This window comes from Peteryoungia desertarenae, from assembly GCF_005860795.2.
Taxonomy (GTDB): Bacteria; Pseudomonadota; Alphaproteobacteria; order Rhizobiales; family Rhizobiaceae; genus Allorhizobium; species Allorhizobium desertarenae.
Window position 1 is genome coordinate 449,238 of the sequence record NZ_CP058350.1, and the last position, 19,352, is coordinate 468,589.

The 19,352-nt window shown below is 55.8% G+C and carries 13 protein-coding genes; 12 read left to right on the top strand and 1 reads right to left on the bottom strand.

Translation table 11 applies throughout. The features are described 5' to 3' along the window. The first annotated feature begins 9 nt into the window (after window positions 1-9). The 11 genes from FE840_RS02190 (at window position 10) to bglB (ending at window position 16,726) form a co-directional block, all read left to right on the top strand. Window positions 10-3,072: an alpha-mannosidase gene (locus FE840_RS02190; protein WP_138288539.1), complete on the top strand. Its 3,063-nt coding sequence runs from the start codon at window positions 10-12 to the stop codon at window positions 3,070-3,072. Window positions 3,073-3,075: 3 nt separating this feature from the next. After that, the gene (locus tag FE840_RS02195; RefSeq protein ID WP_138288540.1) at window positions 3,076-4,311 is read left to right on the top strand and encodes a CehA/McbA family metallohydrolase; all 1,236 of its coding nucleotides are present in this window, start codon (window positions 3,076-3,078) and stop codon (window positions 4,309-4,311) included. A gap of 11 nt (window positions 4,312-4,322) precedes the next feature. Then, window positions 4,323-5,375: a LacI family DNA-binding transcriptional regulator gene (locus FE840_RS02200; protein WP_138288541.1), complete on the top strand. Its 1,053-nt coding sequence runs from the start codon at window positions 4,323-4,325 to the stop codon at window positions 5,373-5,375. A 111-nt stretch (window positions 5,376-5,486) separates the two neighbouring features. Next, entirely contained in the window at window positions 5,487-7,391 is a 1,905-nt protein-coding gene (locus FE840_RS02205; RefSeq protein WP_138288542.1) for an ABC transporter substrate-binding protein, read from the top strand. Between the two features lie 164 nt (window positions 7,392-7,555). After that, window positions 7,556-8,542, top strand: a complete 987-nt coding sequence (locus FE840_RS02210; protein ID WP_138288543.1) for an ABC transporter permease — start codon at window positions 7,556-7,558, stop codon at window positions 8,540-8,542. A gap of 7 nt (window positions 8,543-8,549) precedes the next feature. Beyond that, window positions 8,550-9,713: an ABC transporter permease gene (locus FE840_RS02215; protein WP_138288544.1), complete on the top strand. Its 1,164-nt coding sequence runs from the start codon at window positions 8,550-8,552 to the stop codon at window positions 9,711-9,713. Window positions 9,714-9,726: 13 nt separating this feature from the next. Beyond that, window positions 9,727-10,779 carry an ABC transporter ATP-binding protein gene (locus tag FE840_RS02220; protein ID WP_138288545.1) on the top strand — a complete coding sequence of 351 codons (1,053 nt, stop codon included), beginning with the start codon at window positions 9,727-9,729 and terminating at the stop codon, window positions 10,777-10,779. Next, the gene (locus tag FE840_RS02225) at window positions 10,776-11,822 is read left to right on the top strand and encodes an ABC transporter ATP-binding protein (RefSeq protein ID WP_138288546.1); all 1,047 of its coding nucleotides are present in this window, start codon (window positions 10,776-10,778) and stop codon (window positions 11,820-11,822) included. The genes FE840_RS02220 and FE840_RS02225 overlap by 4 nt, the downstream gene beginning before the upstream one ends. Continuing rightward, a complete protein-coding gene (locus FE840_RS02230; protein ID WP_246318833.1) occupies window positions 11,819-13,102 on the top strand; it encodes an HAD family hydrolase in 1,284 nt (427 codons plus the stop codon). Before FE840_RS02225 ends, FE840_RS02230 begins: the two co-directional genes overlap by 4 nt. Continuing rightward, window positions 13,099-15,609: a PA14 domain-containing protein gene (locus tag FE840_RS02235; RefSeq protein WP_210271777.1), complete on the top strand. Its 2,511-nt coding sequence runs from the start codon at window positions 13,099-13,101 to the stop codon at window positions 15,607-15,609. The genes FE840_RS02230 and FE840_RS02235 overlap by 4 nt, the downstream gene beginning before the upstream one ends. 16 nt (window positions 15,610-15,625) lie before the next feature. Next, complete coding sequence (bglB, locus tag FE840_RS02240) at window positions 15,626-16,726, top strand: beta-galactosidase BglB (RefSeq protein WP_425502157.1); 1,101 nt, start codon at window positions 15,626-15,628, stop codon at window positions 16,724-16,726. A 21-nt stretch (window positions 16,727-16,747) separates the two neighbouring features. Here the strand turns inward: bglB and FE840_RS02245 are convergent, their stop codons facing one another. Continuing rightward, entirely contained in the window at window positions 16,748-17,548 is an 801-nt protein-coding gene (locus FE840_RS02245) for an SDR family oxidoreductase (protein ID WP_138288547.1), read from the bottom strand. A 484-nt stretch (window positions 17,549-18,032) separates the two neighbouring features. Here FE840_RS02245 and ugpB point away from each other — a divergent pair, with 484 nt between their 5' ends. Continuing rightward, complete coding sequence (gene ugpB, locus FE840_RS02250; protein WP_138288548.1) at window positions 18,033-19,340, top strand: sn-glycerol-3-phosphate ABC transporter substrate-binding protein UgpB; 1,308 nt, start codon at window positions 18,033-18,035, stop codon at window positions 19,338-19,340. The last annotated feature ends 12 nt before the right edge of the window (window positions 19,341-19,352 follow it).

Below are 19,352 nucleotides of genomic sequence, written 5' to 3' on the forward strand. Positions count from 1 at the left end.
AGTTGATCGATGAAGACCATCCGCAAGCTCGATAACCTCTTGTCGAAACTGGGCGCTCGCATATTCCGTCCTCTGGGTGAGACAGTGCCGCTCCGCTACCGCTCAGCCGAATACCACGGCCGACAAAGCGCGATTGAAGCAGATAGGGCGGACTGGCTGGAGGTTACCCCAGACCACATCTGGGGCGAACCGGATGGCTATTATTGGTTCGGAGGCAAGGTCACACTCGGGTCCCACAGCACCGGAAAACGGATTGTCGGTCGTATCGAAGCTGCATTTGGAAACGTGATGGGGCGCAGCGACCCCCAATGCCTTGTCCGCGTGAACGGTCGGATAGCACAGGGCGGCGATGCCAACCACCGCGAATTCCTGCTGACAACATCTGCGACTGAAAGTGAAAGCTTTGACATCTTGATCGAGGCCGGGACGATCGAAGATCGTCGTCAGTTGGGCTTCGCGGTTACGCTGCATGAACACGACCTTCAAGCCGAAGATATCTATTACGATCTCAAGGTACCGCTTGACGTGGCTCGGCTGCTCGCCGAAGACGATCCGCGCCGTCACTTCATTCTCCGAATTCTGAATGAGGCCGTTGATCAGATCGATCTTCGCGATGGCAACGACCTACGCTTCAGATCATCACTGCAACGTGCCAAAGAAATAGCCGCCGAGATCTACCAGGCGACTGACTTTGAGAATAAGCCGGTCGTGGTGGTAACGGGTCACACCCATATCGATGTTGCCTGGCTATGGCGGGTGAGGGAAACTCGCCAGAAAATGGCGCGTTCGATGGCAACCGCCCTCGCCCTGATGGAAGAGTTTCCCGACTATCGCTTCATGTACAATCAATGCGTGCTGCTGGACTACCTGAACGAGGACTATCCGGAACTCTTCGACCAGATCAGCGCGCATGTCTCCTCGGGTCGCTTCGAGATTGAAGGCGCTTTGTGGCTTGAGCCGGACGTCAACATAGCAGGCGGTGAGGCACTCGTTCGCCATATCCTCTATGGCGTCGATTACCACCAGCGGACATTCGGCGTGCGGCCACGCATGGTTTGGTTGCCGGATACCTTTGGTTATTCAGCGGCCCTGCCCCAATTGATGAAGAAGTCCGGGCTCGACACCTTCGTTACCCATAAGCTTTCTTGGAACGATACCAACCGGATGCCGGACGAAAAGCTCTTCTGGCAAGGTATCGATGGCAGCCAGGTTGTTGCCTACTTCCTGACCACTCAGCCTTATGACTCCAAGAGTATCGGAACCACTTACTGTCCGAACCTCAAGCCGACCCATGTCATGGGCACCTGGCGTAGACATGGCCAACAACACGTTCCCGGTGATCTGTTCCTGGTTTACGGCCATGGGGACGGCGGTGGTGGACCTACCCGAGAGATGCTTCACAACATTAGACGCATGGAAAAGGGCATTCCTGGTTGCCCCAAGGTCGTACACGGCGCCATGCGCCCCTTCTTTCAAAAGCTGATCGGCGAGATGCAGGCCCACCCGGAACGTTATCCTGTCTGGGTTGGCGAGCTTTATCTCGAATTTCACCGCGGCACGCTGACCTCGGTAGCAAAAAACAAGCGCTTCAATCGACTCGCCGAGATCGCGCTCAAGGAACTCGAGTTCCTCGCAGTTCTTGCAAGACGAGAGCATGGCACGCCATACCCCCATGACGAACTTCGCGTCTTGTGGGACATCGTCATGCTGAACCAGTTCCACGATATCTTGCCCGGCTCGTCCATCGGCGCAGTCTATGAGGACAGCGATCGTGACTATGCGCATTTCTTCGAAAAAGCACTCACTCTGCGCCAATCCCTTCTCAAGGCATTGGCTCCCGTAGGCAAAGCATCAGTCATCAACTCTGCGTCTCGCACCCGGTCCGGTCTGGCATTCACTACAGGCCAAGGACAACAGTCGCTTCATCAAGCCGATGGCACGACCATAGCAGCAATTGCAGTGACCAATGTCCGTCCCCTCACCTTAAGCTGCCTGACTGATGTCGCAACAAATTCGGTAGCTTCCCGCCTTGAAGTCGTGACGAACCGCCTTGCAAATCAGTACTTGGAGGTCCGGTTTGATCACCATGGCCGGATTACCAGTCTCCGGGACAAGTCGCGTAACCGTGAAATTATCAAAGCAGGATATCTTGCCAACCGTCTCCAGGCGTTTCGCGATATGCCGGCAGAATATGATGCCTGGGACATAGATGCAGATTTCGAAGACCAGTGTTTCGAGATCGATCAACTCATCAGCATGGCGGTGGTCGAGGAAGGCCCATTGAGGGCAGCAATCCGGTTCGAATGGCAGTACGAACATTCCAGGATCGTTCAGATTGTGGCCCTCGAACATGATGCAAGGCGACTGGATATCGACACGTACATTGACTGGCACGAGCACAACACACTGGTCAAGGCAGCCTTCCCTCTTGAACTCAATGCGGCTGCAGTCGATGCCGAGATTCAGTTCGGCCATGTGCGCCGGGGAACACACCGCAACACCTCCTGGGATCGCGCCCGCTTTGAATGCTCCATGCAGCGCTGGGTCGACGTGGCCGAGCCCGACTTCGGCATCGCTTTCCTCAACGACTGCAAATATGGATATGATGCCAAGGGTACCACCGTCAGGCTGACTCTTCTGCGCTCACCGACCTATCCTTGGCCGGAGGCCGACCAGGGCAAGCATCGCTTCCGCTATGCAGTCCTTCTGCACGATGGCGATAGGGGAACTGTTCACAATGCCGCCGAAGATTTCAACCTGCCGCTTCAAGTGACCTATGATGAGGGGTGTTCAGCGGAAGAACGACAACTCGCACCGCTTCTGGAAATCGAAGGAACCGACGTAACAATCGAGGCGATCAAAGGGGCAGAAAACGGGCAAGCGACCATTGTCCGCCTTTGGCAAACAACAGGTTGCGAGGTCACCCGGCAGATTGCACTCAACGAAAATGTGGAGCGAGCATGCCTCACAGATCTGCTTGAACAGGAGCTCGCACCGGTCCCAATTACCAAAGGCAAGATCGAACTTGTCTTCAAGCCGTTTGAAATACTGACCCTCAAGATCGAAAGCTAAGCCATGTCGACCGCCGCTGAAGAATTCAACTTCAAAATCGATCAGTTCCCGGAGGGAGAGAAGTCCTTTATCGAGTTGCCGTTCACGGTAAGCAATGACGTCGAGCGGATTGAAGTCAGCTACCACTTTCCCTTTGGCGGCGGCGGCAGCGTCATCGATATTGGGGTCGCGCAGCATGGTGTCATGCGCGGTTGGAGCGGCGCCGAGCGGGGTTTTATAACGATCGAGGAGAACCGGACCACACCCGGCTATGATAGGGGCCCCCTACCCGGCCAATGGCATGTCGTACTCGGTATCGTTAAGATCGGCCCTGACTGCAAGGTGGATGTAACCGTCCGATTGGTGCCGCGTAAGGGCCGATGGCTTGCCGGCGAACTCCACAGCCATTCAGAGCATTCCGATGGCGGCGTGACTGTCTATGACGCCATTCACCGCGCGCGCGCGGCCAGACTCGATTTCCTCGCCATCACGGACCACAATACCATTTCACAGAACACCATTCGCCCGGACGATCCGGAGATGCTTGTCATCCCGGCAATGGAACTGACGTCATTTTACGGGCATACGAACTTCCTTGGCCTCAACAGACCAATTGTCGACTGGCGTTGCCGATCTCCAAGGGACGTGGCCAACAAGATGGCCGAAGCGAGCGCCAATGGTGCGACCATCATCATCAATCATCCGTTCCAGAATTCAGCGGGAGGACGATGGCAGGCCGGATTTGACGTCACTTTCGACGCTCTGGAAATCTGGAATGGTCTGTGGACACCCATGAATGAACAGGCCTTGGCATTCTGGCAGGTCTTGCTGGTTTCCGGCAGACAGGTCCCAGTCACCGGCGGCAGCGATTTCCATTTGAAGAACAGGCGCCGCCATGGCCATCCGGCCAATCGCCTCTATGTCGAGGGGACCGCGATTGCCGACATCCTGGAAGCGGTAAAACTCGGACGGAATGTGGTCGCATCTTCCCCGGAAGATACAATGGTGAAGCCGGTTGCGGACATCACGCCTCCTTTTGGCGAGATACTGCCGCAGGGAGCGACTGTCGCGTTGGAATTCTCTGGCCTTGCCATCGGTGACGAGATCCGCGTCATCACCGAGAAAGGTCTCGTGGACACCATCCAATCGACCGCCGGACGCCACCTTCTGGAAAGAATGCTCGAATGCCAGTTCATCCGATTTGAAGTCTGGCATGGCGCAAAGCCTCGCCTATTCACCAATCCCTACTATTCTGAATAGGAGCAGGGCCTTTGGACAGTCAGAAATCCACCAAAGTCGGAATCAAGGATGTTTCGGAAGCAGCTGGTGTAGCAATCAGCACTGTGTCGCACGTATTGAACGGAACAGCGCCGATCTCAGACGAAGTTCGCGAGCGTGTCTTGGACGCCGCACGCCGACTTGGCTACCTCGCAAAACGCCAGCAGAAAGGTGCAATTGCATCACTGACGACTGTCTATCTGGCGGTACCGCCTGGGAATCTCCCGCATAATGACCTCAACCTGGTATCTTGGACATTGCTGACCAGCCTTACCAAGGAATGCAAGAGGCGGAACATAAAGCTCGTATTGCACGGGACGGGAGAAGAGCTCAATGCAACCGACATCATTGCCGGCGCGAAAGCCGCAGGCGCTTCGGGCATAATTCTCGTCTACGACGACCGCCCGAAGCTTCTCAAATCCCTGACCAATTCCGGAATACCAGTGGTTCTGCTGAATGGCGAAGATCCGTCCATGTCAGTCGATACCGTAATCCCGGCAAATCGGTATGCGGGACGGCTTGCAACTGAATGGCTGCTCGATCGCGGGCACCGACGCATCCTCCACTTGACTTGGCGCGGACGAAGCACGATCAAGCGGCGATTGAATGGCTTCTTCGACGCCTATTCGGAACGCGGTCTACCGGAAACGCTTGGCGAAGTATTATATGCCGACAGCTTTGAGCCAGCCGAGGCACAGAAGGCCCTTCGCCGTTTCCTCGCAGAACGAGGCGGGATGGATGGTTGCACGGCCATTTTCTGCGCTTCGGACAACCTGGCAATGGGGGCCCTAACAGCGCTCAAAGACGCAGGCGTCAAAATCCCTGACGACGTAGCCTTGGTGGGCTTCGATGGTGTTGCGCTCGGCGACTTGACCCACCCACCATTGACGACGATCAGCGTGCCTCTGTCAGAACTCGCAGCGTTGGCAGTCCAGACACTCGAAAACCGCTTGTCGATCCTGGGTATGAAACACCCGCCATGCCGAATTGAACTGGGTTGCCAATTGATTGAAAGGGGCAGCGGCGGCGGCATTATCGCACGATAAAGTAAAAATATTTTTATACTTGATTTTCACTTGCTGATCTAGGATCGTGGATTTATCAGCTTTTGCTGGCAGTGGAGCAGCCAAATCAAAAGCATTCTACGGGAGGGATAGATGAAAAATTATAAAAATATTTTCATAATGTCGTCGGCGATCTTGCTGACAGGCACCATTGCCGGAACTGCCTGGGCATTTCAAGAAGCACCCATGCTCGCCGAAAAGGTGAGGGCGGGAGAACTCCCTCCGGTCGAGGAGCGCCTGCCCGAAAACCCGACGGTGGTGAATGCTCTGGAAGTTGGCCAGTATGGCGGCACTTGGAGCCGCGCGTTCAAAGGTCCGGGCGACCGCTGGGGTCCGACCAAATTGATGGAAGAGCGCGTAATCAAATGGTCTCAGGAGCCGGGCGGTGAGCTTAAACTTGTGCCTGGCTATATTGAATCATACTCGGTCAGCGAAGATTCCCGGGAGTTCACCTTCACACTGCTGAAGGGTTTGAAGTGGTCGGATGGACATCCGGTGACCACCGAAGATGTTGAATTCTGGTATAACGATGTCTTCATGAACCGCGATCTTCTAGCAAGCGTCGACCAGACCCTTGCCCCTGGCGGCAAGCCAATGAAGCTTGAGGTGATAGACGAACAGACGTTCAAAGTAAGCTTTGAAGATCCATATGTGTATTTTCTTGAGATATTGGCCAAGGACTCGACCGGCGAACCCAGTCTCGATCGCCCAAGCTTTATCTTCCCAAAACATTACCTCAAGCAGTTCAACAACAAATACGCTTCTGAAGCCGAACTGAAGGCTGCCGCAGAGAAATTTGGTGTCGAGAAATGGCAGGACCTCTGGGGTTCGAAGGGCGCGGCAACAGCTTGGTGGCAAAATCCAGAGCTTCCAGTGATCACGGCGTGGAAGATCGAGCAGCCGGCACCGGCAGACGTCGTGACGATGGTACGCAACCCGTACTACTACGCTGTCGATCAGGCAGGCAACCAGCTGCCGTACATCGACCGCATCTCACACCGCCTGTTTAGTGAACAGGAAGCCTTCAATCTCATGATCGTACAGGGGCAGATCGACATGCAAATGCGCTATGTCGAACCTCAGGACTTTACCTTCTACAAAGAGAACGAAGCTAAGGGCGAATATCAGGTCAATCGCTGGACGCAAGCCCAGACTTGGTCGCTGGTGCCGAACCTGAACACCAAGGACGACGTACTGCGCTCACTCTACGAAACTCCGGACTTCCGCCAGGCGCTCAGCATTGCCATTGATCGTGAGATCGTCAACGATCTCGTCTTCTCCGGGCTGGCTGAAGCGCGTCAGGCGTCTCCTGTCACGGGCTCTCCGAACTTCGATCCTGATCTCGAAACCCATTGGGCGGAATATGATCCGGATCGGGCCAACGAACTCCTCGATGGAATTGGCCTCACTGAGCGGGACGGTGATGGCTATCGCCTTCGCCCGGATGGCAAGCGGCTGTCAATCGTAGTTGAAATGCAGCACGCCAATGGCCCGAAAACGATGGAGATCATTGCCGATAACTTCAAGAGCATCGGTGTCGAACTCCTGCCGCGCCTGATTGATCGCACGCAGTGGGACGCCAGCCGCGACAACAACGAATTCCAGATGCAGTGGTTCCCCTTCGATCGTCTTTCGGTCGTTGCCGCAGACCCGCGTATCATGATGGGCAGCGACTCCTATGCGAACCAGTATTACATCTGGTACTCGACCAAGGGCGCTTCTGGCATTGAGCCGCCGGCCGACCACCCGATCCGCGAAGTATTTGCGAAATGGGATGTTGCCGCAAAAGCCGCAACCCGTGAAGAGGCCGATGCTGCGCTCACAGAGCTGATCAACACCTTCGTGACAGAAGGCTGGGTAATTGGTGTTGTGGGAGAAATGCCTGCACTCTCCATCGTGAAGAATAACGTGAAGAACTTCCGTGAAGGACTGATCGAAGATGATATCACACGCGGCGTTGGCCTAGCCAAAACGCAGCAGATGTGGATTCAGCAGTAAGTCTAACCTTACGTTCAACGATGAAACTCGACTTCGCCGCATACTAAGATAGCGGCGAAGTCAGCGATTTGATCTTCTTCGAATGATCCTGACTTTCGCGTCGGAGGGGCACACTGTGCCATGACAGGTTCGCAAGATCCGAAAGCGAAAAAGGTGGAGTAAACATGCTAGGCTATATTGTCCGGCGCTTGCTGTGGGCTATCCCCACCCTAGCTTTCGTCTCGTTCATATCCTTTGTGATCATCCAGTTGCCGCCGGGCGATTTCGTTACCGCTTACGTTGCGCAGCTTCGCAGCGGCGGCGAATACATTACGGAACTGCAGGAAAGCATCCTGCGTGAGCAGTATGGTTTGAACGATCCACTTCTCGTCCAATACTGGCGCTGGATTTCGAATATCATTTTTTACGGTGACTTCGGTCGTTCACTGGAATGGAACGCTCCCGTCAGTGATCTGATCTGGGAGCGTCTTGGACTTACTCTGATCCTGTCCAGCCTGAGCCTTGTCTTCACCTGGATGATCGCGATCCCGGTGGGCGTCTACTCTGCAACCCGCCAGTATTCGGTTTTCGATTATGTGTTCACAGTTTTCGGTTTCCTGGGCAAAGGCATTCCAGACTTCCTTCTCGCCTTGATCTTGATGTGGACTGCATTTGCATGGCTGAACATGGATGTCGGCGGCCTCTACTCGCCGCGCTTCGAGGGGCAGCCCTGGGACTTCGACAAGATCGTCAATATGCTATCCCATATCTGGATTCCACTCGTGGTGCTTGCCACCGGCGGCGCGGCCGGGCTCATCCGCGTGATGCGCGCCAATATGCTGGACGAATTGCGCAAGCCCTATGTGGAAACTGCCTATGCTCAGGGCTTCAGCGAACGCACCGTCGTCTGGCGCTATCCGGTTCGCGTGGCTCTGAACCCGTTCATTTCCACAGTAGGCTGGGCGCTACCGGCACTCTTTTCTGGCGACGTCATAACCGCCGTCGTACTCAACTTGCCGACAACAGGACCACTTCTGCTTCAGGCCCTAAAGATGCAGGACATGTATCTGGCGGGCAGCTTCATCCTTATCCTCAGTGTCTTCACGGTGATCGGAACAGTTCTATCCGACATCCTGCTGGCACTGTCTGATCCCCGCATCCGGTTCTCGTGAGGGGCATATGGCCGATACCCACACCTTTCAGCCCGCAAGCTCTCTACCCGCCCGCCCGCCCTTGGCGCCGAAGGATGAGGTTTTCCAGGAAACTCTTTACACGGCAAAGCCATGGACCCTGATCTGGTGGCGTTTTCGCAAGCACAAACTGGCTGTAGCCTCGCTGATCTTTATGGTCATACTGACACTCCTGGCCATCTTTGCGGACTTTGTGTCACCATATCGACCAACGACATTCGATAGAGCCAATACCTTCGCGCCACCCACGGTGGTTCGGATCATGCATGAAGGACAACTGCAGCGACCGTTCATCTACGGAACGAAGAGAACCCGAGATCCGGAAACGGCGAGAGTGATCTACGAGGAAGATCGCACCAAGATTCTCCCAATCCAGTTCTTCGTCAAAGGAGAAAACTATGATCTCCTGGGCGTGGTACCGACGAGTATGCACCTTTTCGGCGTGGACGACCGACGCCAGAAGATCAATCTTCTTGGGACCGACTCCCTCGGTCGCGACCTCTTCAGCCGTTTGCTCCACGGTGCGCGCGTCACCCTGTCGGCAGGCCTTGTCGGTGTCATCTTCGCCTTCGTTCTTGGCTTGGCTCTGGGCTCAATCTCCGGCTATTACGGCGGCTGGATCGATGGCGCGATCCAGCGCCTGATGGAATTCATACGGTCAATACCCACAATCCCGCTTTGGATGGGGCTGGCAGCGGCCCTGCCGATCGCCTGGGACCCTCTGTTTGTCTATGTTCTGATCACGATCATTCTGTCGCTGATCGGATGGACCAGTCTCGCACGGGTCGTTCGAGGACGCTTCTACTCGCTAAGGACCGAAGACTATGTGCTCGCCGCAAGGCTCTCTGGAGCCTCAGAGTACAGGATTGTCACTAAGCATATGCTGCCGGCGATGACGAGCTACATCATCGCGGCCATGACTTTGGCGGTGCCAGAAATGATCCTTGGCGAAACTGCCCTCAGCTTCCTCGGGCTCGGCCTTCGTCCGCCGGTGGTCAGTTGGGGAGTGCTTCTCCAGGATGCACAGAACCTGCGAAGCATTTCGCTTGCCCCATGGCTACTTGCTCCTGGTGTCGCTGTGGTCCTCGTCGTCCTTGCCTTGAATTTCATCGGCGATGGATTGCGCGATGCCGCTGATCCCTATGGCCAATGAAAGGGGTGCGCTCATGAACAATGCATCTCCAAACTCATCCCTTCTTCCACCAGAACGCCTTCTCCAGTTGGACAATGTTGGCGTACATTTTCCAACACGCGAAGGTCTCGTTAAGGCCGTAAACGGCGTCTCCTATCACGTAGACAAGGGCGAAGTTCTCGGAATCGTTGGTGAAAGCGGATCAGGCAAGTCTGTGACCGCGCGATCGATCATGCGCCTCCAGCCAAAAACTGCGCTCGACGCAAGCGGCACTATACGCTTTCGTCGCACAGATGGCAGCGAGGTTGTGATTTCCGAGCAGGATCGGCAAGGTCGCACCATGCGCGAAATTCGTGGCGGTGAAATTGGCATGATCTTTCAAGAGCCAATGACGGCCCTGTCGCCCGTCCACACCATTGGCATGCAGATCATGCGCACGGTGATGCTGCACAAGAAGGTCTCCAAAAAGGAAGCACGCAACCAGGCGATCGAACTCCTGACACGCGTTCAGATGCCAAGACCTGCCGATATTGTCGATCGCTATCCACACCATCTTTCCGGCGGCATGCGTCAGCGCGCCATGATTGCTTTGGCGCTTGCCTGTGATCCAGCTCTCTTGATCGCCGATGAGCCGACGACCGCTCTGGATGTGACGACAGAGGCTCAGATTCTGGAACTGTTGAAGAAGCTGCAACAGGAACTTGGCATGGCCATCGTCTTCATCACCCATAACTTTGGTGTGGTGGCTGACATCGCTGATCGCGTCGCTGTCATGTATCTCGGTCGAGTAGTTGAAACCGGCACCGTTGACGAGATCTTCTACGAGCCGAAGCACCCCTATACTCAAGCGCTCCTGCAATCGATTCCAAGACTCCGCAAGAGTCACGGCAAGCGCTTGCGAACGATCTCGGGCATGGTTCCCGATCCCTATAACGTGCCAAGTGGATGCTCCTTCCACCCCCGCTGTCTGCATGGCGTGGGCGGCACATGTGACGTCAAAACACCGGATGAAGTGGTTTTCCCGAGCGGACAACGCGCACGCTGTCACTTTGCAGGCAGCATCCAGACTGCAGAGGCCGCCGAATGACGATTGCGCCACAGATTTCAATCGACGATGACACACTGATATCGATCCGTGCCGCCCGGAAGTATTTCCCAATTCACGAAGGTTGGATGCGGCGTCAAGTTGCAACCGTAAAGGCCGTAGACGACATCACATTTGACATCAAGAAGGGTGAAACCTTCGGTCTTGTCGGGGAAAGCGGCTCAGGAAAATCCTCGATCGCTCGGTTGATTTTGCGCGCCTACGACCTCACTGGCGGGCAGATCCTATTCCGCCGTTCATCGGGAGATGTTGTCGATATCACGCATCTCACCGACGTCGAGATGCGCAGCATTCGGCGTGAAATGCAGATGATTTTCCAGGACCCCTACTCCTCGCTGAACCCTCGCATGACGCTGCTGGAACTCGTTGGTGAACCATTGGTCATCCACGGGATAGGCACGAAAGGAGAGATCAAGGATCGAGTGGCAGAACTCTTGGGGCTTGTCGGCTTACGACCGGAGTATGTGATGCGTTATCCGCATGCATTCTCGGGCGGGCAACGCCAGCGCATCGGCATTGCCCGAGCTCTTGCGCTCAATCCGAGCTTCATTGCGGCAGACGAAGCCGTCTCAGCCCTTGACGTCTCGGTTGCCGCACAAAACATCAATCTGATGCAGGACCTCCAAGAAAAGTTCGGCCTCACTTACCTTTTTATCACGCATGACCTCGGGATGGTCGAGCATATTTCGGATCGGGTGGGCGTCATGTATCTCGGCCGCCTGATGGAAGTCGGCCCAACCGACACCATGTTTGCCAAACCACTCCATCCCTATACCGAGGCGTTGCTGGCAGCTGTTCCCCAGCCTGACCCGCGAGGCAATCGTCTGCGCAAGCGTGTTCCGCTGAAGGGCGAAATTGCCGACGCGATGAATGTGCCTGCCGGATGCCCCTTCCATCCGAGATGCCCATATGCCGATGACAAGTGCCGAACCGATGTCCCGGAGCTTCGTGATGTTGCAGGTGGCAGAAAGGTTCGCTGCCACTACGCCGAGCAACTGGATCTGACGGGAGTGGCAGATCTATGATGCAATTGCCCGTGCCAGGCCGTCATCTGCCCGCCTTGCCTCTCAGCAGCACCGCCGAACCAGATTTCGAGTTGGCAAAACGCCACCTGCCTATACTGATGCTCGACACCGCAGAACCTTTTGCACCCTTGGTCGCCGGATATGCGGTCTATCGGGAAAAGGCGAAATCGCGCTCGTCCAAGTTCAGGCTCTATCCGCGCGCTGCCGCCATCATCGAATACGCCCTATGGTATGACTGGGATATTCAGCACCTCTATGATCTGGAACATGTCTGGGTCCATATCGACGACACCGGTCAGGTTGTTACCGTGGAAGCTTCACGCCATGGCGCTCGGCTGCCTATGCGTCGGCCAGACCAAACACTGCCGGTCGAAGGCCAGCGCCCTCTACTCTACGTCGAACCAGGCAAGCACGCACACTGGGCCGATCCTGCGGAGATGAAACGCGATGCAGGTGTGCTTGTAGAGGCGATGTGTAGCGCCTTTGCCGGCGATCAGGGCATTCATCTGTCCAATCGGTTCTCTCAGCAGGGGCAGATTTGCGCGTCCTTATTCGAGAACAGGTTGGCACGCCTCAAGCTGAAAAGACTGGCCTTCAAACCAAGCTGGAACTTCAACAACTCGCTTGATGCACAACCAGCGCTCCAACTGGTTCCATGGGAAATCCTAGAGGATTGGATCCCCCAGCGCTTCGAGGCGCTGGTCTCGGAACTTCCGGGCACGGTGCCACATCTCGCAGCAGTCTTTCTGGACTGTGGCGATACACTCGTGGACGAGCGCACCGAAGTGAAACGACCAGGAACGGACATCGTCATCACCGGTGACCTGATTCCAGGGGCCAACGCCATGATTTCAGAATTGAAGGCAGCCGGTCACCGCCTGTGCCTGGTGGCAGACGGCCCGAGGGAAACCTTCGAGAATCTCCTTCAACTACACGATCTTTGGACGAGTTTTGATGCTCATATAATCTCCGGCGATATCGGGGAATTGAAGCCGTCACCCAAGATGTTTCAGGCTGCCTGCGCCGCCATGGGCCTGCATGAGAACGACCGTGACAGAACCGTTATGGTGGGCAACAACCTCGAACGGGATATCGTCGGTGCGAACCGATTTGGATTGATCAGCATCTTCCTTGCCTGGTCGACTCGACGTAGCCACAAGCCGCGACTGCGAGATGAACGACCACGCCTGACAATCCGCCAGATCACCGAACTTCCGGGACTTTTGGAGCGCATTGAACTCAGCCTTCCCAACTCCGCGGTTCAGGGAGGCAGAACATGACAGCGGCATTGAGCAAAGAGACGGAAACTGTCTCGTGCGGGTTCAAAGTTGCCAAAGGTGATACCGTCACAGCGTGGGCGTTGGGCCCGGCACGGGAACTCTACTATCCCGGAGAACCGGCCCTGGCAGAAGATCGAGTGAATTATCGCTTCGTCAACGGCTTCGTTGATATCGGTGACCTTCCCTGCCGCAAGGCGATATGGAAGGACATCTCCGTCCGGACGGTCGAACTGGAGAAAGATTTCGACGTCATCGGATTGAACCTGCCGGGCTTTAATCGACGCGTTGAATTCTCAGGTTTCTGGCATCGTCCGACGCGGCTGTCCCGCTGGCTAAAAACAAAACTGGTGGCGCCTGTTTCGGGAAACTATCCTTTCAAGCTGGCTACCTGTGGTGGCGTGCACATCTGGGTTGACGGAATACTGGTTGCGCGCTTTGAGCCGTTTCGACGGAACAAGGAAAGCACAACGGAAGTCGAACTGCCCCTTCGGGCAGGCGGCAGTGACATCGTGATATTCACCGAAGAAATGGCAGAGCGGGACGCCCTCTGGTATTTCGAGCTGACATGTCTTGGAGATAGCGAGCTAAGGACAATCCTTCCGGTGCCCGCAAGCGAAGACCATATCCAGGTGCTCAAGGACCTGGCGACACAGGTTCGCCCTCAACCGATGCATCTGAAGAAAGGCCAGCTTGTCCTGGTTTTCGACAAACCAGCCAGTCTCGATGTCACCATTCAGGCATCGGTACTCCCCAGTGTGCATATGCGCGACAAGCAACCCTTGATGAATGAGAAGTCTGTTCTCAAGGCACACGAAACACGCGTGGTGATCCCCGGAGCAGACCGACTGCCCGATGGATATCATCCCCTGAAGCTGAGTTTTTCCATTGGCGACACCAAAGTTCAGCGCGAGATTGCTTTCGCCACACTCTGCGAAGAGCCGAGAGACATGCGGAATCTCGCGCTTGAAACACGCAAAAAGATCGCTGTGGAGTACATGGCAGATCATGGAGAAATGCGAGCGGGGCGCGCCATCGCGATGATGGCCGCAGGACGGCCCGTTGATCCAGTCTTCCGGGAGATCATCTCGAATACGCTGGCTGCAATCAATGAGAGGCGAGACTGCTCCGACTTTGTGCTGGTGCCGCTTTTGTGGCTGACAGGCTGCTACAGAGAACGCATTCCTTCTGACCTGCTGGAAGCAATCGATCGCTCCATCCTCGGCTATCGGTATTGGGTGGACGAACCGGGCAATGACGTGATGTGGTTCTGGAGTGAGAACCATGTCCTTTGCTTTCACGCTGCCCAATATCTGGCTGGTCGCCAATATGCAGGCGCCGTATTCGCGACGTCTGGCCGTACCGGGCAGGAACAGGCCCGCCTCGGCGAAGAAAGATTGATGAAATGGTTTGACTCTGTCGAGCAGCACGGGCTCGCAGAATGGAATTCGGCTGCCTACTACCCCATCGATTTCATTGGTCTACTCGCGCTCCAGCATCTGGGTGACGGAGAAATCCGGCGCCGGTCTGAGCAATTGTTGGACCGCCTTTTCGTAATGATCGGCTTACATAAATCCGGCGGCGTACCAGCGGGCACGATGGGGCGAGCCTACGACAAGGAACTGCGGGCGGGGCCCCTTACGGAACTTGCACCCTTTGCCACTGTCGGGTTCGGACTTGGCTGGCTGAATGACGGCGTTGCCGCACTGCCAATGTTTGCATCAGGCGGCTACAGCCCTCCCGGTGAGGCTCTGCGTGCAGCCTTCGTAGAGCCCGGAATGGCAATTTCGGCGCATTATGTTCAGGGACATGATCACGCAGCAAAGCTCGCCCTATACAAAACGTCACAGGTGCAACTTTCCTCAATGGTGGGCGGTCAACCTGGAGGACGCGGGCATCAGCAGCATGTAGTCGATGTCCGCTTTACCGCCAACGAACTTGCCCGTGCCTGGGTCAATCACCCCGGCGAAGACGATCCGTGGGGTAACCAGCGCCCGTCTTACTGGGCCGGTAATGGATCTCTGCCCCGCACAGGTCAGCACGAGGACACGGCTTTGCTGCTTTTTGACCTCGGGGACAACGCGCGTATCAATTTCACCCATGCCTATGTCGAAAGCACCGCCTTTGATGATGTCCTCCTGAAAGACAACTGGATCATCATACGAAAGGACTCGGGCTATGCAGCGATGACCGCCACCCAGGCCATTTCAAAGATTGAAGACGGACCAGGCGCCAATATCGAATATCGCGCGCCAGGTCGGCATTGCGGATGGATGATCATCGTCGGTGAAGGGCGCGATAACACCTCATTCGAGGCCTTTCAGACACATCTGGCGACCATCAGACTGCAGGTGAGTGATGACGGTAAATCGCTGACGGCCAGTCGCAGTGGAAAACCGACCCTTACCCTCGATTGGAATGACGGGCTTGCTTTGAACGGAACCTCGCATCCCTTCCCGAACCTGACCCTTCAGCCGCTCATCAAGACCTTTGTCGCTGACACCTATTGATATTGAGAAGACAGGAATGACCACCATGCTGATGCTGCAACCCGATACCCTATCTGAAGCCCTTTCCCGGGTCGCGCTTGGTCTTGCACGCCTCAAAGGCATCAATGAAACGGCCGCTTTGTCCGCTGACGGCTATGACCTTCAGTTTGACGAATGGGACTGGGAAGTTGGTGTCGGCATTTATGGCCTGATCCGCCACGCTGAAGCAGTACGTGACCAGTCGCTGATCGAAGCTATTGCACGGTGGTATGACTGGCAGATTGGCCGAGGGCTTCCCCCAAGACAGGTAAACTCATCGTCGCCGATGCTACCTCTGTCGATCCTGATCGATCACGTGGACCGTCCAGACTGGGAAGCGCTGGTCAAGGATTGGGCAGAATGGCTGATGAAGGACCTCGCCAGAACCGAAGACGACGGTTTCCAGCATGTGGTCAAAGAGCGCATGAATGATGGGGAGTTGTGGGACGACACGCTTTTCATGACCTGCCTTTTCCTTGCCCGCGCCGGCCAGCGTTTTGGGCGGCAGGACTGGATCGAGGAGGCCTTCTACCAGTTCATGGTGCATGAACGTTATCTGGCCGACCCGATAACAGGTCTCTGGTACCATGGATGGACCTTCAACGGGCGCCACAACTTCGCAAAAGCCTTCTGGGCCAGAGGGAACTCCTGGATTACTGTAGCGATACCCGAGCTTTTCGGTCTGGTCGACAAGGTCCCTGATCACCTCAAACGCCACCTGACGTTTATCCTTCGTGCGCAACTGAAAACGCTGGCAGCACATCAGCGTGCAAACGGCATGTTTAACACGCTGGTCTGTGATCCGACCTCGCCCGAGGAAACATCAGCAACCGCAGCCATTGCCTACGGCATTCTGCGTGGGATCGATCTGGGCTTGGTGGACCCGACCTACCGTGCGGTTGCAGAAAAGGCGTTGGACGCAGTCATGGCACGGATCGATGAAACAGGCATCGTTCTTGAGGTCTCGGATGGGACCCCAATGGGGCATACGCTGGAGTTTTATCGCCAGATTCCAAATGTGCCCGCCCCTTACGGACAGGCACTGGTCATGCTGCTTCTGGTTCGCGCCATGGCAGACGGTCAAATCCCAACAGCTTGATGAAGTCCATTCAACGGGCAATCAAAGCGGAGAAACCGGATGGGGCGCTCCTTCATAAGCACCCCAGACGGCCTGATCAAAATTGATCGTTGCGCCTGTCATCAGACCCGACTCGGGCGTTGACAAGAAGGCGACAGCGCGCGCGACTTCAGCTGGATCAACGAGGCGACCGAATGGTTGCGCCGCAGACGCCTTCTCCAGCCAGTCTTCGCTCGCGCCATGAAACTCCCGCTGTATGCGATCTTCCCCGTCGCTTGCCATCCAGCCGATATTGAGCGCGTTTACCCGGATGCGGTTGCGCAGGAGAGCAAAAGCGGTATTCCGCGTCAGGGTATCAAGCGCGCCCTTCGATGCACAATAGGCAGATATGAAGGGTTGGCCGGCCATCGAAGACATGGACGAGATATTGACGATGGTACCCTCAGTGCCGCGTTCGCGCATCACCTTGATTGTGTCTTGCATCAGGAAGAATGGTGCCCTCACATTGATGGTAAACATCCGATCAAAGAGTTCGGGCGAGGTGTCGAGTATGGTCCCGCGATCGGTAATCGCTGCAACATTCACGAGTGTGTCGATACGACCAAAGCGCTCCACGGCAGCAGCAATCACGCGTCGACAATCCTCAACCGATGCGAGATCGGCAGCAACAAACTGCACCGATGCACCATACCGCTCTTCAAGCTCGCGAGCCTTTGCCCGCCCCTTGTCGACGCTTCTCCCGCAAATGGTGATCGCCTGCGCTCCTCTTTCGGCAAATAGTCTTGCGACCTCTGCACCCAGCCCCTGCGTTCCGCCGGTCACGACAGCGATCTTTCCTCTCATAAGCACCACTCCTGCTGCAGCCATCAATGCACCGAACCAGTATCAAACTCTCGCAGAACGTCCATGGCATACTCCTTAACGGGAGCTAAGAAACTGATTGTCGCAACACCTGCCGCTGAACTTCATGTGTTTCAAACTCAATTACGACAATGTAACGGATACTTTCGCTTTAGCACCTTCTAATTGATAAGATTTCGATACCCCCGAGCTGCAAGGGATATGCACAGGACGTCATGAAAACTGGAATCTGATAAAATTGAGGATTTTCATGGGCTTGAAATAGGCATTTGCCCAAATGGCAGACATTCACGCACAATCTATGACAACCGACTGTCACAATTTCGTTGCAGGTTCATTTATTTTCGTTTTGAATATGACTGCTTCAAAAACAGAAGTGCGTTCACGCCCGATGTCGGACCATCAGTCGTGAGCGAAAATCTTGGCCAGCCTGTCGCTGGACCAGGTGGAACATCAGGGAGGCACCATGTCCACGAAACGTTTCGCTGCATCCGCGGCGACCCTCGCCCTTTCGCTTTCTTTCGGCTCTGCAGCCTTTGCTGCCACCGAATTGCAATGGTGGCATGCCATGACCGGCGCCAACAACGAAGTTGTTGACCAACTGGCCAAGGAGTTCAACGAAAGCCAGAGCGAGTACAAGATCACGCCCGTCTTCAAGGGCACCTACCCCGAAACCCTGAATGCCGGCATTGCCGCATTCCGTTCCAAGCAGCCACCGGCAATCATCCAGGTCTTCGATGCCGGCTCCGGCGTCATGATGGGCGCGGAAGGCGCGATCGTTCCGGTCGCCGAAGTTCTGCAGAAGGGTGGCTTCGAATTCGACAAGTCCGATTATCTGGCCGGCATCGTCGCCTACTATTCCAAGCCGGACGGGACAATGCTGTCCTTCCCCTACAACTCGTCCTCGCCGGTTCTCTACTACAACAAGGACGCCTTCACAAAGGCGGGTCTTGACGCAGAAAACCCGCCAAAGACCTGGCCTGAAGTCTTCGACGCAGCACGCAAGATCAAGGAAAGCGGCGCAGCTCCCTGCGGCCTTACATCGACCTGGCTGACCTGGATCCAAACCGAAAACTTCGCTGCCTGGAACAACGTCCCCTACGGTACCAACGAAAACGGCCTTGCTGGCGGCACAGTGGAGCTGAAGGTTAACTCGCCCCTCTACGTGCAGCACTTCCAGTCGATCGCCGATCTGGCCAAGGATGGCGTGTTCCGCTACGGCGGCCGCACTTCGGAAGCCAAGCAGTTGTTCCTTTCGGGCGAATGCGCCATCATGACCGAATCCTCTGGCGGTCTTGGTGATATCGTCAAGTCGGGCATGAACTACGGAATCGGTCAGCTTCCCTACTACGAGGGCAACGGTCCGCAGAACACAATTCCGGGCGGCGCCAGCCTCTGGGTCTTCGGTGGCAAGAGCGATGAAGAATACAAGGGCATTGCCCAGTTCTTCAATTTCCTGTCCCAGACCGAAATTCAGGCACGCCTGCATCAGGTTTCCGGTTATCTTCCGGTGACCAATGCAGCCTACGAGGCGACCAAGTCCTCGGGCTTCTACGAAAAGAACCCGGCGCGTGAAACGCCGATCCTGCAAATGAGCGGCAAAGCGCCGACCGAAAACTCCAAGGGCGTGCGTTTGCCGAACCTGCCGCAGGTTCGCGACATCATGAACGAAGAGTTTGAAGCCATGCTGTCCGGTTCGCAGGATGCGAAAACCACGCTCGACCGCATCGTTGATCGCGGCAACGCCGCCATCGCTGCTGTCTCCAGCAACTGATCTGACCGACTG

Excerpts from the sequence above, each read along its gene's own strand:
- FE840_RS02190 (WP_138288539.1), top strand. The coding sequence starts at position 10 with ATGAAGACCATCCGCAAGCTCGATAACCTCTTGTCGAAACTGGGCGCT.
- FE840_RS02195 (WP_138288540.1), top strand. The coding sequence starts at position 3,076 with ATGTCGACCGCCGCTGAAGAATTCAACTTCAAAATCGATCAGTTCCCG.
- FE840_RS02205 (WP_138288542.1), top strand. The coding sequence starts at position 5,487 with ATGAAAAATTATAAAAATATTTTCATAATGTCGTCGGCGATCTTGCTG.
- FE840_RS02210 (WP_138288543.1), top strand. The coding sequence starts at position 7,556 with ATGCTAGGCTATATTGTCCGGCGCTTGCTGTGGGCTATCCCCACCCTA.
- FE840_RS02215 (WP_138288544.1), top strand. The coding sequence starts at position 8,550 with ATGGCCGATACCCACACCTTTCAGCCCGCAAGCTCTCTACCCGCCCGC.
- FE840_RS02220 (WP_138288545.1), top strand. The coding sequence starts at position 9,727 with ATGAACAATGCATCTCCAAACTCATCCCTTCTTCCACCAGAACGCCTT.
- FE840_RS02225 (WP_138288546.1), top strand. The coding sequence starts at position 10,776 with ATGACGATTGCGCCACAGATTTCAATCGACGATGACACACTGATATCG.
- FE840_RS02230 (WP_246318833.1), top strand. The coding sequence starts at position 11,819 with ATGATGCAATTGCCCGTGCCAGGCCGTCATCTGCCCGCCTTGCCTCTC.
- FE840_RS02235 (WP_210271777.1), top strand. The coding sequence starts at position 13,099 with ATGACAGCGGCATTGAGCAAAGAGACGGAAACTGTCTCGTGCGGGTTC.
- bglB (WP_425502157.1), top strand. The coding sequence starts at position 15,626 with ATGACCACCATGCTGATGCTGCAACCCGATACCCTATCTGAAGCCCTT.
- FE840_RS02245 (WP_138288547.1), bottom strand. The coding sequence starts at position 17,548 with ATGAGAGGAAAGATCGCTGTCGTGACCGGCGGAACGCAGGGGCTGGGT.
- ugpB (WP_138288548.1), top strand. The coding sequence starts at position 18,033 with ATGTCCACGAAACGTTTCGCTGCATCCGCGGCGACCCTCGCCCTTTCG.